16 protein-coding genes are annotated in these 14,762 nt (G+C 31.9%); 15 read left to right on the top strand and 1 reads right to left on the bottom strand.

Features of this window, described 5'->3' with window-relative positions; translation table 11 throughout:
- Positions 1–21: 21 nt before the first annotated feature.
- The 5 genes from Q0807_RS14035 (at position 22) to Q0807_RS14015 (ending at position 3,653) form a co-directional block, all read left to right on the top strand.
- On the top strand, positions 22–369 hold the full coding sequence (locus Q0807_RS14035) for a YciI family protein (RefSeq protein ID WP_299110788.1): 348 nt from the start codon (positions 22–24) through the stop codon (positions 367–369).
- Positions 370–375: 6 nt separating this feature from the next.
- Positions 376–1,617, top strand: coding sequence for a sigma-70 family RNA polymerase sigma factor (locus Q0807_RS14030; RefSeq protein ID WP_299110786.1), 1,242 nt, complete (start codon positions 376–378; stop codon positions 1,615–1,617).
- 283 nt (positions 1,618–1,900) lie between these two features.
- Entirely contained in the window at positions 1,901–2,626 is a 726-nt protein-coding gene (locus Q0807_RS14025) for a DNA alkylation repair protein (RefSeq protein WP_299110784.1), read from the top strand.
- A 206-nt stretch (positions 2,627–2,832) separates the two neighbouring features.
- Complete coding sequence (locus tag Q0807_RS14020) at positions 2,833–3,207, top strand: glyoxalase (RefSeq protein WP_299110782.1); 375 nt, start codon at positions 2,833–2,835, stop codon at positions 3,205–3,207.
- A 125-nt stretch (positions 3,208–3,332) separates the two neighbouring features.
- A complete protein-coding gene (locus Q0807_RS14015; RefSeq protein WP_299110780.1) occupies positions 3,333–3,653 on the top strand; it encodes a YtxH domain-containing protein in 321 nt (106 codons plus the stop codon).
- A 217-nt stretch (positions 3,654–3,870) separates the two neighbouring features.
- Here the strand turns inward: Q0807_RS14015 and Q0807_RS14010 are convergent, their stop codons facing one another.
- Positions 3,871–4,512 carry an alpha/beta hydrolase gene (locus tag Q0807_RS14010; RefSeq protein WP_299110778.1) on the bottom strand — a complete coding sequence of 214 codons (642 nt, stop codon included), beginning with the start codon at positions 4,510–4,512 and terminating at the stop codon, positions 3,871–3,873.
- A 49-nt stretch (positions 4,513–4,561) separates the two neighbouring features.
- On the opposite strand from Q0807_RS14010, the gene Q0807_RS14005 reads away from it, so the two are divergent.
- The 10 genes from Q0807_RS14005 to Q0807_RS13960 all read left to right on the top strand — a co-directional run bounded on the left by Q0807_RS14005 (position 4,562) and on the right by Q0807_RS13960 (position 14,751).
- Complete coding sequence (locus Q0807_RS14005) at positions 4,562–4,984, top strand: PaaI family thioesterase (protein WP_299110776.1); 423 nt, start codon at positions 4,562–4,564, stop codon at positions 4,982–4,984.
- A 7-nt stretch (positions 4,985–4,991) separates the two neighbouring features.
- Entirely contained in the window at positions 4,992–6,110 is a 1,119-nt protein-coding gene (locus tag Q0807_RS14000) for a chorismate-binding protein (RefSeq protein ID WP_299110773.1), read from the top strand.
- Positions 6,111–6,171: 61 nt separating this feature from the next.
- Positions 6,172–7,932 carry a 2-succinyl-5-enolpyruvyl-6-hydroxy-3-cyclohexene-1-carboxylic-acid synthase gene (gene menD, locus Q0807_RS13995; RefSeq protein ID WP_299110770.1) on the top strand — a complete coding sequence of 587 codons (1,761 nt, stop codon included), beginning with the start codon at positions 6,172–6,174 and terminating at the stop codon, positions 7,930–7,932.
- A gap of 109 nt (positions 7,933–8,041) precedes the next feature.
- Positions 8,042–8,383, top strand: a complete 342-nt coding sequence (locus Q0807_RS13990) for a DUF2853 family protein (RefSeq protein WP_299110768.1) — start codon at positions 8,042–8,044, stop codon at positions 8,381–8,383.
- Positions 8,384–8,510: 127 nt separating this feature from the next.
- Positions 8,511–9,341 (top strand): S1-like domain-containing RNA-binding protein, encoded by an 831-nt coding sequence (locus Q0807_RS13985; RefSeq protein ID WP_299110766.1) that lies wholly within the window; start codon positions 8,511–8,513, stop codon positions 9,339–9,341.
- A 42-nt stretch (positions 9,342–9,383) separates the two neighbouring features.
- Entirely contained in the window at positions 9,384–10,223 is an 840-nt protein-coding gene (locus Q0807_RS13980) for a 1,4-dihydroxy-2-naphthoyl-CoA synthase (RefSeq protein WP_299110764.1), read from the top strand.
- A 15-nt stretch (positions 10,224–10,238) separates the two neighbouring features.
- Positions 10,239–11,144, top strand: coding sequence for a 1,4-dihydroxy-2-naphthoate octaprenyltransferase (menA, locus tag Q0807_RS13975; protein WP_299110762.1), 906 nt, complete (start codon positions 10,239–10,241; stop codon positions 11,142–11,144).
- Positions 11,145–11,191: 47 nt separating this feature from the next.
- Entirely contained in the window at positions 11,192–11,869 is a 678-nt protein-coding gene (locus Q0807_RS13970) for a metal-dependent hydrolase (RefSeq protein ID WP_299110760.1), read from the top strand.
- Between the two features lie 35 nt (positions 11,870–11,904).
- Positions 11,905–12,726: an alpha/beta hydrolase-fold protein gene (locus Q0807_RS13965; protein WP_299110758.1), complete on the top strand. Its 822-nt coding sequence runs from the start codon at positions 11,905–11,907 to the stop codon at positions 12,724–12,726.
- 54 nt (positions 12,727–12,780) lie between these two features.
- A complete protein-coding gene (locus tag Q0807_RS13960; protein ID WP_299110756.1) occupies positions 12,781–14,751 on the top strand; it encodes a YgiQ family radical SAM protein in 1,971 nt (656 codons plus the stop codon).
- Positions 14,752–14,762 lie beyond the last annotated feature (11 nt).

Below are 14,762 nucleotides of genomic sequence, written 5' to 3'. Positions count from 1 at the left end.
AACAATTAAATTTTAGAAATTATGAAAAATTTTATGATGATTTTTATTGGCGCAGATTATGCTGATTTAGGACTTTCACCAGAAGAACTTCAAAACCGAATGGGAAAATGGTTTGCTTGGGGAAACAAAATGGAACAAGCAGGTATACTTAGAGGAGGAGAAGCTTTAACACCTCAAATAAGACGTATAGTTGGTGAAAACAGAACCGTTTCTGATATTACATCAGCAGAAGTTAAAGAGATTGTTGGAGGTTACTATTTAGTAGAAGCCAAAGATTTTGATGCTGTACAAGAAATTGCTCAAGATTTCCCAGATTACGATTTAGGTGGTACAGTAGAGATTCGTGAAATCATGGTATTTGATCGTTAATATTAAATGGAATATAAAGACATAGACCATCTGTTTCGCCATCATAGTGGAAAGATGGTCTCTGTTTTAACACGAATATTTGGTCTACAACATTTAGATATTATTGAAGATGCCATACAAGATACGTTTATAAAAGCCAGCTTAACTTGGAGGAAAGAGCAACCAGAATATCCTGAAGCTTGGTTAACAAAAGCAGCTAAGAACAGAGTTTTAGATATTTTCAGAACTCTAAAGTCCCAAAAGAATAATCTTCCTTATATCTCTCAAGGGACAGATGCTATTGCAATTAATGAACTGTTTTTAGATGCCGAAATTGAAGATGCACAACTCCGAATGATTTTTACGGCTTGCCATCCAAAACTCGATTCTAGAGACCGTATTTCGTTTGCCTTAAAAACGGTTTCTGGCTTTAGTATCAAAGAAATTGCGGCTGCTTTGCTCACTAAAGAAGAAACAATCAAAAAACGTTTGTTACGCGCCAGAAAAGCCATTAAAACAGAAGATTTACAATTTAATATACCACAAGGTAAAACATTGATTGAACGTTTAGAAAGCGTAATGGAAGTGTTGTACCTTATTTTTAACGAAGGTTTTCATTCTAATAGCAAAGACCAGTTAATCCGAGAAGACTTATGTGGAGAAGCCATGCGTTTATGCAAACTATTACTTAAACATAAGCAAACTCAGCTACCAGAAAGTTATGCGCTTTTTGCATTAATGTGTTTTCATTCTGCTAGATTAGAAGCAAAAACAACTGTAAATAATGAAGTACTAGATTTAAAACAACAAGACAGAACATTGTGGCATTTTCCTTTAATTCAACTCGGGAATACTATGATGCATAAAGCTGTTGAAACGGAAAATTTTTCATGTTATCATTATGAAGCTGCCATTGCTGCAGAACATTTACGAGCTAAAACTTTTGAGGACACTGATTGGTCTAAAATTCTACGTTGGTATAATGCACTTTACACATTACAACCTATGCCATCACACTTGCTAACAATGGCTGTAATTTGCATTCAGACTAAAGATTACAAATCAGCAGATGCTTATTTTAAACAATTACAACCTAAAGATTTAGAACAACGTGCCTACTTGTATTATGCAGCAAAAGCAGATTATTTTGCAGAAACGAATCATTTAATAGACGCTCTATTACAAATAGATTTAGCTCTCAAAACAGTTACTAATAGTTTAGAAAAAGACTATTTATTAAAAAAGCGGTTGGCTTGGCAAAAGCTATAAGGTTAACTATTGAATAGGAATCAAAAACTGAATTTAACTTCTCGTGTCTTAAAACAAAACTCAAGGTGTTTATTACGTTATTGTTTTACGATTTTTAAATGTTTGATAAACAGCAGTTTTTGTTTATAATTGTTTATAAGTCAGGCTTGTAATGTATTGATTTTCTATTCAAAAAAATATAACTTCGCTTACCTATACTGAAAAGAGTTCATCCTTATTAGTTATATTAGTCTCAAACGCAACCAAACTATATCATACACGAATATTTTAAGCACAAAACAAATTGATCTACAACCAAATCATAGAAGCCCTCTACGATCTCCAAAACTCCGAAAAGGTAATTTTTAAAGAGAAAAAATTCGGTATAATCTCGAATAATTCTTTAGGCATTTATCACAAAGACTTAAAAGTAATTGCTAAAGAAATTGGGAGTGATAATGAACTAGCATTGCAGTTGTTTGACAGCGGAATTTACGAAGCCAGATTGTTGTGTAGCAAACTTTTTAAACCCAAAGATGTTACAGAAAACCTCATGGAAAAATGGGTTAAGACCTTTGAGAACTGGGAAATTTGTGATAACTTTTGTATGGGTTTGTTTTCTAAAAGCAGCTTTGCATTCGCAAAAATAATAGAATGGTCAACAAGAAAACCTGAATTTGAAAAAAGAGCTGCATTTGCTACTCTAGCGTCCTATTGTATGGCAGATAAAACTTCAGAAAACGAACTTTTTGAGCTGTTTTTTACAATTATAAAACTAGAAGCTAATGACGACAGATTGTACGTTAAAAATGCTGTAAATTGGGCTTTAAGAAGTATTGGAAAGCGAAATGTTGACCTAAATAAAAGAGCGATTGAAGTCGCCAAAGAAATTCTTAAATTTGAAAGTAAATCGGCTCAATGGATTGCTAAAAATGCATTAACAGAATTGCAGAAAGAAAACGTTAGAATGTCAGATTATCCACGTGATATCTATAGGATTTCTGTTTTTAAAACGATTTTCAAAGGTTGATTTAGTACTATAAAATAGTATTTCAAAATTTGTCACTCTGAGTGAAATTTCTATTTCGGAATTTTGTGTAGGGAACCATTAATAGTAAAAACATTCTGTATACAATTTTTCAATCTAAAGAATCACTCCAACTCATATAAGAGGTGCGCTGAATAATAATAATAATAATAATAATAATAATAATAGATTAATTATAGCAAAAGCAAATGAAACTAAAACCAAAATCCATAAGACCTTTCATAGGTTCAAAAAATTATACTATTTCTAGACAATTTTATAAAGATTTAGGATTTGAAGAGTTTATTATTTCTCATAACATGTCAGTATTCAGTTCAGGAGAATTCGCGTTCTACTTGCAAGATTATTACGCAAAAGATTGGGTAGATAATACCATGGTTTTTCTAGAAGTTGATGATGTTCGGCAGCATTTAGAACTCTTAAAACAAAGTGGTTTAACTGAGAAATATGAAAATGTAAGATGTTCAGAGGTGGTCTGTAATGATTGGGGAAATGAGTTTTTTCTTCATGATCCATCAGGAATTCTATGGCATTTTGGAGAGTTCACTATTAAAACTGAGTAGTTTTTAATATTAAGCAAATCAACTCTATTTCTTTCTTAAATACTTGGCACTAAATTTGTTTGTAACAAAACAGTAAGTTCTGCGACGTATAAAGTAGAACAAGTTTAATTAATAGAAAAAAAGTTATGATTAATAAAGGAGCAGTAGTATTAGGAGTATTGTTAGGAGCAGCAGCAGGTGTTTTGTTAGCACCAGAAAAAGGAAGTGCTACTAGAGACAAACTCAAAAAAGAAGGTATGGACATTAAAGACCAATTATCTAATGATTTAACAGAAGTGAAAGATGATTTGTCTAAAGCAGTCGCTTCTGGTAAAGAAAAGTTTAAACAAGATATGGAAGAGTTTACATCTAAATCTAGTTATAAAACAGAACAAGCCATTACTTTTATAGAAAAGCAATTAGCAATTCTTAAAGAGAAGAATAAAACGTTACAGAAGACGAGTTAATAAAGTCTTTAAGACATAATAAATGCATCGAGAAGCTTATAATTAGTTAAGCTCTTCGGTGTATTTTTTTTTATCTTAAATCAATTTCTAATTGAAACATATAATATTATCGGAAGGCGCAGCTGCTACATAGTCGGACTCAACGATTTTAGATATAATGAGCTATACGTTTTTAGATGTAATTTCTATTCTTCAAAATAACTCGAAGTGACATAAATTAGTTTACCAATTCATTAATAAAATCAACATTTACCACATGTTTTCCTTCAAAAGGAAGCACAGTTAATCGATTGCCAAATAGTGATTCTGCACGTTCAGTTTCTTTCGTAATTCTATCTTCATCCAAATATTCATCCTCAGTTCCATAAATCATTTTCACCTGAGTATCTTCAGATAAAAAATCAAAATCTTTAGAGTTTAATTCTTTCGGAATTCCACCAGAATGTAACACCAACTGACTACATTGCAATTGTCGCTTTGCTAAATAGCGCATCGCAACACTTACACCTTGTGAATAACCAAAAACGATAAGGTTAACATCTTCCGGAATGTTTTCAGCTTCTAAAATAGCATCAAAATAATTCAGAATATTTTGCATTCCGGCTTTCGTATCATCGCGTGTTAACCAATTGGCACCAACGTGCATTTTTGGCTGTATATAAAATTTACTTGGCGCTTGTGGCGCAATGATGTAATTTTCTTCAGGATTTAATTTTTTAAAATATCTTAAAAAATAACGACTCAAATAACCCATGCCATGACAAACAAACCAAATTGTTTTAGTCTCTTGAGAAATTGTATTTAAAGTAGAGTAGGAGTTGCTATTTGTATATGTGATTTCTTTCTCTTGTGAATTCATTATTCTTGGTGGTTTCTTTATCTTTGAACTATAAAATTAAACTAATTCTATGCAAATATCTAAAGAAGAAATGTTGGCGAAAGCCAATGAAGCAAGCAAAAATACGTTAATGGAAACCTTAAGTATTGAAATTGTGGACTTTGGCGATGATTTTTTAACTGCAAGAATGCCTGTGAACTCTAAAGTACATCAACCAGATGGTGTTTTGCATGGAGGAGCAACAGCTGCTTTGGCAGAAAGTGTTGGCAGTTTTGCAACGCATATATTTATTGATACTGATAAATTTTTTGTTAGAGGATTAGAAATTACAGCGAATCATTTAAAAAGCGTTAGTGAAGGCTACATATTTGCAAAAGCAACGTTTTTACATAAAGGTAGAACCACGCAATTATTAGATATTAGAGTTACAGATGAAGCAGATAATTTAATTTCAATTTGCCGTTTGTCAACCATTTCACTTCCTAAAAAATAACTAGAGAATGAAGGAAGATTCATTTTTTGAAACTTTACAAACTCAGCACGCCAAACAATTACCATTTGTTGTTTATAGCAGACCTATAAATTCTAGTATTAAATGTTGGTTGCAAAAGGATGATGTTGTGCATAAAACAGATTCATTTACGGAAAGTGGTTTTGTGTTTTCACCTTTTAATTTGAATGAAAAAAGTATTCTTTTCCCTAAGGAAGCTTGTGTGTTTTCTGAAATTGATATTGAAACGTTAGAAGCTGAAGCTATAGAACCGATTGCTATTACTGAAAATGAAACAGATAGAATTCAGCATATACAATTAGTTTCAAAAGGTATAGAAAGCATAATAGAAGGAGAATTACAAAAAGTAGTTTTATCGCGTTGTAAAACTAAAAAGCTTAAAGATTCTAATCCTATCTCCATATTTAAACGACTTTTTAATAGGTATAAAAATGCAATGGTTTATTGTTGGTATCATCCAAAAGTAGGCTTGTGGATTGGAGCAACACCAGAGCTATTACTTAAGGTTGAAGGCAAACGATTAACAACAATCTCATTAGCAGGTACGCAACCTTATAAAAGGGTCTCAAAACCAACTTGGACACATAAAGAGTTTGAAGAACAACAGATTGTAACCGATTATATTACCAAACAAATACAGCCCTACACCAAACAAGTTAATGTTTCTGAGGTTGATACCGTTAGAGCTGGTAGCTTATTACATCTTAAAACAAGAATAACTAGTTTAATTAAAGAAGAATCGGACTTAAAAGAAATTATAGAAGCTCTACATCCTACACCAGCGGTTTCAGGATTTCCAAAAGCAGATGCTAAAGCGTTTATTCTAGAAAATGAAAATTATAAACGCGATTTCTATACAGGATTTCTAGGTGAATTAAATCTTAAACAGGGTAGAACAAGAAATACTAATAGACGTAACGTTGAAAACAATGCATACGCGGTTGTGAGAACACAATCTAATTTTTATGTGAATCTGCGTTGTATGCAATTGGCAGATAATACAGCACATATTTATGTTGGAGGCGGAATTACTAAAGATTCTAATCCAGAAAAAGAATGGGAAGAAACCGTTAATAAAACGAGGACTATAGGTTCGGTTTTAGACTAAAAAAGCATTATTTTTCAAAAAAATAAAGTTCCAAGTGACTTAAAGTCGGAACATTGATTTTATGATATATTCAAAAATTCCATTAGCACAAACCATTACAACCTTATGCAAAACGCATAATATTAAGCATATAGTTATTTCTCCAGGAAGCAGAAATGCACCTTTAAACATTGGTTTTACACACGATGATTTTTTTAAATGTTACAGTATTGTAGATGAGCGTTGTGCTGCATTTTTTGCACTAGGTATTGCGCAACAACTACAAGAACCTGTTGCTGTAGTTTGTACCTCAGGTAGTGCAGTGTTAAACTATTATCCTGCAATTGCAGAAGCATTTTATAGTAATATTCCGTTAGTAGTTTTATCTGCAGATAGACCAAAACATTTAGTAGATATTGGCGATGGGCAAACCATAAAACAGAAGAATGTTTTTGGAGAACATGTTTTGTATAGTGCCAATTTAAAATTAGATTTAAAGGATTCAGAAAACGGAACTTCAGAAAATGAATTACCTATATTTAAAAATCTTGAAAATAAGCTTGAACGCTTTTTAGGACTTCAAAAAGACATTCAAACATATAATGAGTCAGAAGTTCATGATGCTCTTACGATTTCAAAATTAAACTTAGGACCTGTTCATATTAATATTCCTTTTGACGAACCTTTGTATGAAACAACAGAGGAGTTATTTATAAACCCAAAGCCTTTCAAAATTCAAAATAGAGTAGATAAGGTTGATCCTTTTGAGATTAAAAGCTTGTTAGATGTTTGGCACAGTGCAAAACGTAAAATGATTTTGGTGGGTGTGTTACAACCAAATTCTATAGAAGCACAATGGATTCAGGAAATTGCAGATGATGACAGCATTATTGTATTTACAGAAACGACATCAAACTTGCATCACCAAGATTTTTTTCCAGGTATCGATAAGATGATTGCGCCTTTAGATGATACTGATTTAAAAGCTCTTCAACCAGATGTTTTACTAACGTTTGGCGGTTTAATCGTTTCAAAAAAGATAAAAGCATTTTTAAGAACATATAAACCAGATCAGCATTGGCATGTTGGTTTATCTCTAGCAAATGATACGTTTTTCTGTTTAGAGAAGCATATTAAATTAAGGCCTAATACGTTTTTAGCTTCATTTTTACCGCAAGTTACACATCATACAAAAAGTACATATAAAGCAACGTGGTTAGCTGTTAGACAAAAAAGGAGAAAGCTACAAGATGAGTATTTAAAAACTATTCCGTTTTCTGATTTTTCGGTTTTCAATTCCATTTTAAAGCAAATACCTAAGCGCAGTATGTTGCAAGTAGGTAATAGTTCTGCGATTCGATATACGCAATTATTTAAAATACCAAAAAGTGTAGAAGTCTTTTGTAATAGAGGCACAAGCGGAATTGATGGAAGCACAAGTACAGCAATAGGAGCAGCAGTTGCTAACGAGAAACAGACCACATTTATTACAGGTGATTTAAGTTTCTTTTACGATAGTAATGCATTGTGGAACAGTTATATACCGAATAACTTTAGGATTATAGTAATTAATAATGAAGGAGGAGGAATCTTTAGAATACTTCCTGGAAATAAAAACACAGAAAATTTTGATACTTATTTTGAAACAAAACATAAATTAACAGCAAAACAGTTATGTGAAATGTATGGTTTTGAATATAGCGTTGCTAGTAATAATGAAGAATTAAATGAACAATTAAGTGATTTTAATAATGCAACAAAACAGCCAAAATTATTAGAAATATTTACACCATCAAGAAGTAATGATGAGATTCTTTTAAACTATTTTAAGTTTATTAAATAATTAGATACCCGATATTTAAAAAATAAATGTGACTTTTTCATATTTAACGTTTCTAAAAAATAACTACCTTTAGGGAAACAATATTAATTAACTAAAAACATATAATAAAATGAGTAAAAGAGACGACTTAATCGTAAAGTACGCAGCAGATTTAAAAGATAAATGTGGTGTTACTCCAGACATGGATTTATTAACTAAAGTAACTGTTGGTTTAGGTCCTTCAATTTATAATGCAGATTCATCAACTGTATCTGGTTCAGATGCAAAGGAATTAGCTACTGTAAAAAACAATTACTTAATCAAAAAATTAGGATTAAGTGATGGTGATGCATTAGATAAAGCTATCGATTCAGTTATTGAAACTTACGGTAAATCGAACAGAACTAAGTACAGAGCTGTTGTTTATTATTTATTATGTAAGCATTTCGGTAAAGAATCTATTTATTCATAAGTAGAATTTAATACTATAAAAAAAGCGTTGTAATTTAATTATTACAACGTTTTTTTTATGTAAAATTTATTTAAGTAAGAATTAAAAGTTTTTCTGCATTCTTTTAAAATATCAATATCTTTGCAATATGATATATTTAGGTGAATACAATACATTAGAAATTTTAAGAGATACAGAACCTGGTTTATTTTTAGGAGATGGTGAAGATGGCGAAGTGCTTTTACCCAACCGTTATGTTCCAAAAACATTTGAAATAGGAGATGAAATTGAAGTATTTGTTTATTTAGATAATGAAGAAAGACCTGTAGCCACAACAGACAAACCTTATATTAAAAAAGGTGATTTTGCTTTGTTGAGATGTAACCAAGTTACAGAGTATGGTGCATTTTTAGATTGGGGATTAGTAAAAGAATTATTTTGCCCTTTTAGAGAGCAAGCTTTTAATATGAAAGCTGGTGGCTGGTATTTAGTGTATTGCTATTTAGATGAAGAATCTGAGCGGTTAGTAGCTTCTAGTAAAACCAATCACTTTTTAGATAATAAAGAATTAACGGTTGCCCAATTTGATGAAGTCGATTTAATTGTTTCGCATCCATCAGATTTAGGAATGAATGTTATAGTGAATAAAACACATCTTGGTTTAGTATTCAATGATGACATTTATAAAGATATTAGCGTTGGTGACCGACTTAAAGGTATTGTTAAAAAAGTACGACCAGATAATAAGCTAGATATTTCTCTTAACCAAATAGGTTATAGAAACATTGAGCCAAATGCGGAGCATATTCTAAACGAGCTGCATGATAATGGTGGATTTATACCACTTCATGATAAATCTAATCCTGAAGACATAAAGCGTCAACTTCAAATGAGTAAAAAAAGCTTTAAAAAAGCGATTGGCACGCTTTATAAAGAACGTCAAATTGAAATAAAAGACGACGGAATTCATTTAAAATAGATTTAAATAATTAATTACTTTTACGCTTAAAATATTTGATACATGAGTGATATAGATTGGAAAATTGTTAAATCTTATGAAGATATAACATATTCAAAATGTAATGGTGTTGCTAGGATTGCATTTAATAGACCAGATATAAGAAATGCTTTTAGACCAAAAACAACATCAGAACTATACGATGCATTTTATGATGCAGGAGAAGATGTAAATATTGGTGTTGTATTATTAAGTGCGGAAGGCCCTTCTACAAAAGACGGAATTTGGAGTTTTTGTTCAGGAGGTGATCAAAAAGCTAGAGGTCATCAAGGTTATGTAGGTGAAGATGGTTACCATCGTTTAAATATTTTAGAAGTTCAGCGCCTTATTCGTTTTATGCCTAAAGCTGTTATAGCAGTTGTGCCAGGTTGGGCAGTTGGAGGAGGACATAGTTTACATGTGGTTTGTGATTTAACTTTAGCGAGTAAAGAGCATGCTATTTTTAAACAAACAGATGCAGATGTTACCAGTTTTGATGGTGGTTATGGATCGGCTTATTTAGCAAAAATGGTTGGTCAGAAAAGAGCTAGAGAAATATTTTTCTTAGGAAGAAATTATTCGGCTCAAGAAGCTTTTGATATGGGAATGGTTAATGCCGTAATTCCACATGCAGAACTAGAAGATACAGCTTATGAATGGGCTCAAGAAATATTAGCGAAATCACCAACATCAATTAAAATGCTAAAATTTGCTATGAACCTTACCGATGATGGTATGGTTGGTCAACAAGTTTTTGCAGGTGAAGCAACTCGATTGGCTTATATGACAGATGAAGCCAAAGAAGGAAGAGATGCATTCTTAGAAAAAAGAAAACCTAATTTTCCTAAAAAATGGATACCTTAATATAAACATTTAGCAATGAATAAAATTAAACCGTGGCTTTCTGCCATGCGCTTAAGAACGCTTCCGCTTTCTGTTTCTGGTATTGTTTTAGGTAGTTGTTTTGCTTATTATAATGGACATTTTCAAATTTTAATTTTTGTACTTGCAATTTTTACAACCATTAGTTTACAAATACTATCTAACTTGGCTAATGACTATGGTGATGGTGTAAAAGGTACAGATAATGAGGATCGCGTAGGGCCAGAACGTGCTTTGCAAAGTGGAGCTATAACACCAAAGGAAATGTATGAAGCTATAAGATTTAATGTTCTTATAGTTGTAGTATTAATGGTTATGTTGATTTGGATGGCATTTGGGTCTTCAAATTTTTTCTATATTTTATTGTTTTTCATATTAGGAGGATTGTCTATTTATTCAGCGCTTAGATATACCATGGGTAATTCGCCTTATGGATATCGTGCATTAGGTGATGTTTTTGTATTTGTATTTTTTGGATTGGTAAGTACTATTGGTAGTTATGTGTTGTATATGCATACTATAGATCATGTTGTAATTTTACCTGCTATTGCTTTAGGATTATTGAGTGTTGCTGTACTTAATTTGAATAACATGCGTGATATTGAATCTGACGAAAAATCAAATAAAATTACTCTAGCAGTTAAATTAGGTTTGCCACGTGCCAAAAAATATCATTATTTCTTGATTGTTGGAGCTATGTTATTAACGTTAGTTTTCTCAATCTTATATTATGTTGAGCTTTACAATTTTTTATATTTAATAGCATTTATTCCTTTAATTATTCACGTAAAAAAGATTAGGGTTGCTCATTCTCCAAGTGATTTTGATAGCCAATTAAAAGTTGTGGCATTGTCAACATTTCTATATTCTGTACTATTAGGTATTGGTTATATATTATATTAATTTTAGTGTTCCATTCTATTTTTAAATTTATTTCTAAATAATAACACATGAAAATTACATTCTACGGTCATGCTTCATTAGGCATTCAAATAAAGGATACATATATTTTAGTTGATCCATTTATCTCAGGAAATGAAAAAGCTTCAAGCATTGATATTAATACTCTAAAAGCCGACTATATTTTAGTAACACATGCACATCAAGATCATACTTTAGATGTTGAAGCTATTGCTAAACGCACAGGCGCCATAATTGTTTCTAACTTTGAAATTGTTGAACATTATCAGAAAAAGGGATTAGAGGGTCATCCTATGAATTTAGGTGGTTCTTGGGATTTTGAATTTGGAAATCTTAAATATGTAAATGCCATACATACATCATCATTTCCAGATGGTAGTTATGGAGGTCAACCAGGAGGTTTTATTATAGAAGGAGAGCACAAAACTATTTATATTGCTGGTGATACAGCGTTAACGATGGATATGAAGCTCATTCCGATGCAAACTAAATTAGATTTAGCTATTTTACCAATTGGAGATAATTTCACCATGGGAATAGAAGATGCTATTTTGGCGAGTGATTTAGTAGAATGCGATAAAGTCTTAGGGTATCATTTTGATACATTTGGATATATTGAGATTAATCATGAAGAAGCCAAACGAAAATTCTTTGATAAGAATAAGGATTTAATGTTATTGGATATTGGTGAAAGTGTAGAATTGTAGAAACAAAACAAACTGATTATTCTAATCTATAAAGTATGAAAAAGTGCATTTATTTATCAGTATTATTGATTGTGACGTTGAGTTGTAAAAACACAGCACAATTTAATGACCCAATTCCAGAACATGATGATTTTACCATTGAATCCAAAATTGTAAATGAAACTAGAGTAATTAATGTTTGGACACCTCCTAATTATAAAACGAGCAAAGATTCTTTTCCTGTTTTGTATATGCCAGATGGAGGTGTAGTACAAGAAGATTTTCCGCACATAGCAAATACTATTGCGAAATTGGTAGAGAATAAAAGTATTCCTCCAATTATATTAGTGGGAATTGAGAATACAGATAGACGAAGAGATTTATCAGGCTTTTCAGAAGTTAAGGCAGATGAAGAATATTGTCCATTAACAGATGGCGCAAAAGTATTTAGAGCTTTTATTTCAGATGAATTAATGCCTGAAATAAATAAAAGATACAGAACAACCAATGAAAAAGGTATTATTGGAGAATCTCTAGCAGGCTTATTTGTGGTTGAAACATTATTATTAAAACCAGATACCTTTAATTTTTATGTAGCAATGGATCCTTCACTTTGGTGGAATGATAATTACTTAGAACAAAACGCGAAGATATTGATAAATAGCCAGCCTTTACAACCTACAAGACTTTGGTTTGCAGGTTCTAGCGTAGAAGATATTTCTGTACATACTAATAATTTAGCAAAAACATTAGAAAGTAATACGCCACAAAACCTAACATGGAAACACTCTGATGAGCCTAATGAAGACCACAGTACCATTTTTAGAGCGACTAAAGAAAAAGCCCTTACTTGGATTTTAAATGTTAAAGCTGAATAGTAGTTTTAACAGTAATATTTCATAACGTTAATTTAACTGTATCTTTGCAGCACTATGAAAATTAATCAACTTACAGATTGGCTGCCTACAACTAACAAAGAAGTAAAACTTAGAGGTTGGGAAGAATTAGATGTCATTCTATTTAGTGGAGATGCTTATGTAGACCATCCATCTTTTGGACCAGCTGTAATTGGTCGTATTTTAGAAAGTTACGGTTTAAAAGTGGCTATCGTTCCGCAACCAAGTGTTAACGATAATTTACAAGATTTTACAAAACTAGGAACACCAAGATTATTCTTTGGTGTTACAGGTGGTTGTATGGATCCTATGGTAAGTAACTATACAGCGACTAAGAAACGTCGTGATAATGATGCTTACACACCAAATGGTGACAAAGGGTTTAGACCAGATTACGCAACTTCAGTGTATTCTAAGATATTAAAAGAAAAATTCCCAGATGTGCCTGTTTTAATTGGTGGTATTGAAGCATCATTGCGTCGTGTTACACATTACGATTATTGGAGCGATAAACTAATGCCATCTATTTTAGAAACTTCTAAAGCAGATATGTTGGTTTACGGAATGGGAGAACAACCTTTGCGAGAAATTGTTGAATTATTACAAAAGGGAGTGCCATTTTCTAGTTTAAGAACAATAAAACAAACGGCTGTTTTAGTAAATAAAAATGAGGCGATTCCTAAAAACAAGAACTGGGATGACGTCGAAATTCATTCGCATACAATTTGTTTAAACGATAAGAAGAAATTTGCCTCTAACTTTAAAGTGATTGAGCAAGAATCAAATAAGTTAAAAGCAAATCGAATTTTTCAACAAGTTAATGACAGAACATTGGTGATTAATCCACCATTTCCAACAATGTTAGAAGAGGAGATAGATGCGTCTTTCGATTTGCCATATACAAGATTACCGCATCCAAAATACAATAAGCGTGGACCAATACCTGCGTTTGAAATGATTAAGTTTTCTATAAACATTCACCGTGGATGTTTCGGTGGTTGTAGTTTCTGTACTATTTCTGCACATCAAGGAAAATTTATTGCTAGTCGTAGTCAAGAATCTGTATTAAGAGAAGTTGATAAAGTGGCAAATATGCCAGATTTTAAAGGCTATTTATCAGATATTGGCGGACCATCTGCTAATATGTATAAGATGAAAGGAAAAGTGCAATCCATTTGCGATAAATGTGTAGCACCTTCTTGTATTTCACCTGTAATTTGTAGTAATTTAGATACGTCACATAAGCCGTTAACTGAGTTATATCAGGCGGTTGATAAACATCCGAAAATAAAGAAATCATTTATTGGTAGTGGTATTCGTCATGATATGTTAGTGCCAGAATTCAATAAAAATGCAGATCCAAAAGAATTAGACGATTACACGGAAGAGGTAATGACTAAACATATTTCTGGTCGTTTAAAAGTAGCGCCAGAGCATACCTCTGATCCTGTTTTAAAGTTGATGCGTAAACCTTCATTTAAGTATTTTCATAAGTTTAAAGAGCGTTTCGATAAAATTAATGTAGCAAAAAATTTAAAACTTCAGTTGATTCCTTATTTTATATCTAATCATCCTGCATGTGAGGTAGAGGATATGGCAAACTTGGCTGCAGAAACAAAAGATATGGGCTTTCAGTTAGAGCAAGTACAAGGGTTTACACCAACACCAATGACAGTTGCTACAGTAATTTATTACAGTGGTTATCATCCATATACTTTAAAACCAACTAAAACGCCTAAATCTAAAAAGGAAAAAGATGAACAGCATCGTTTCTTCTTTTGGTACAAAAAGGAAAATAAAGATTGGATCAGAAAGACTTTAAATAAAGTTGGAAGAAAGGATTTAGTAGAAGCATTAGTGCCAGAAACCGAAAGTAAGGGATGGAAAAGTGTCAATCTTAAAGCGGTTAAAAACACTTTTGATGATGCAGTACCTGCAACTGCAACGAATTCTTCAAGTGATTCTCGTAGAAAGCGTAAACATAAGTCTCGGAAGAAGCGACGATAAAAAGCATCTCG

Origin of the sequence: uncultured Winogradskyella sp. (genome assembly GCF_947495255.1) — a bacterium.
Taxonomy (GTDB): domain Bacteria; phylum Bacteroidota; class Bacteroidia; order Flavobacteriales; family Flavobacteriaceae; genus Winogradskyella.
Note: the sequence above shows the minus strand (reverse complement) of the source record. Positions and strands in the feature narration are given on the sequence as shown.

Coding starts and splice junctions, on each gene's coding strand:
- menD (WP_299110770.1), top strand. CDS start 6,172: ATGATATATTCAAAAATTCCATTAGCACAAACCATTACAACCTTATGC.
- Q0807_RS14010 (WP_299110778.1), bottom strand. CDS start 4,512: ATGAATTCACAAGAGAAAGAAATCACATATACAAATAGCAACTCCTAC.
- Q0807_RS14030 (WP_299110786.1), top strand. CDS start 376: ATGGAATATAAAGACATAGACCATCTGTTTCGCCATCATAGTGGAAAG.
- menA (WP_299110762.1), top strand. CDS start 10,239: ATGAATAAAATTAAACCGTGGCTTTCTGCCATGCGCTTAAGAACGCTT.
- Q0807_RS14000 (WP_299110773.1), top strand. CDS start 4,992: ATGAAGGAAGATTCATTTTTTGAAACTTTACAAACTCAGCACGCCAAA.
- Q0807_RS14015 (WP_299110780.1), top strand. CDS start 3,333: ATGATTAATAAAGGAGCAGTAGTATTAGGAGTATTGTTAGGAGCAGCA.
- Q0807_RS13965 (WP_299110758.1), top strand. CDS start 11,905: ATGAAAAAGTGCATTTATTTATCAGTATTATTGATTGTGACGTTGAGT.
- Q0807_RS13960 (WP_299110756.1), top strand. CDS start 12,781: ATGAAAATTAATCAACTTACAGATTGGCTGCCTACAACTAACAAAGAA.
- Q0807_RS14005 (WP_299110776.1), top strand. CDS start 4,562: ATGCAAATATCTAAAGAAGAAATGTTGGCGAAAGCCAATGAAGCAAGC.
- Q0807_RS13985 (WP_299110766.1), top strand. CDS start 8,511: ATGATATATTTAGGTGAATACAATACATTAGAAATTTTAAGAGATACA.
- Q0807_RS14035 (WP_299110788.1), top strand. CDS start 22: ATGAAAAATTTTATGATGATTTTTATTGGCGCAGATTATGCTGATTTA.
- Q0807_RS13980 (WP_299110764.1), top strand. CDS start 9,384: ATGAGTGATATAGATTGGAAAATTGTTAAATCTTATGAAGATATAACA.
- Q0807_RS13990 (WP_299110768.1), top strand. CDS start 8,042: ATGAGTAAAAGAGACGACTTAATCGTAAAGTACGCAGCAGATTTAAAA.
- Q0807_RS13970 (WP_299110760.1), top strand. CDS start 11,192: ATGAAAATTACATTCTACGGTCATGCTTCATTAGGCATTCAAATAAAG.
- Q0807_RS14020 (WP_299110782.1), top strand. CDS start 2,833: ATGAAACTAAAACCAAAATCCATAAGACCTTTCATAGGTTCAAAAAAT.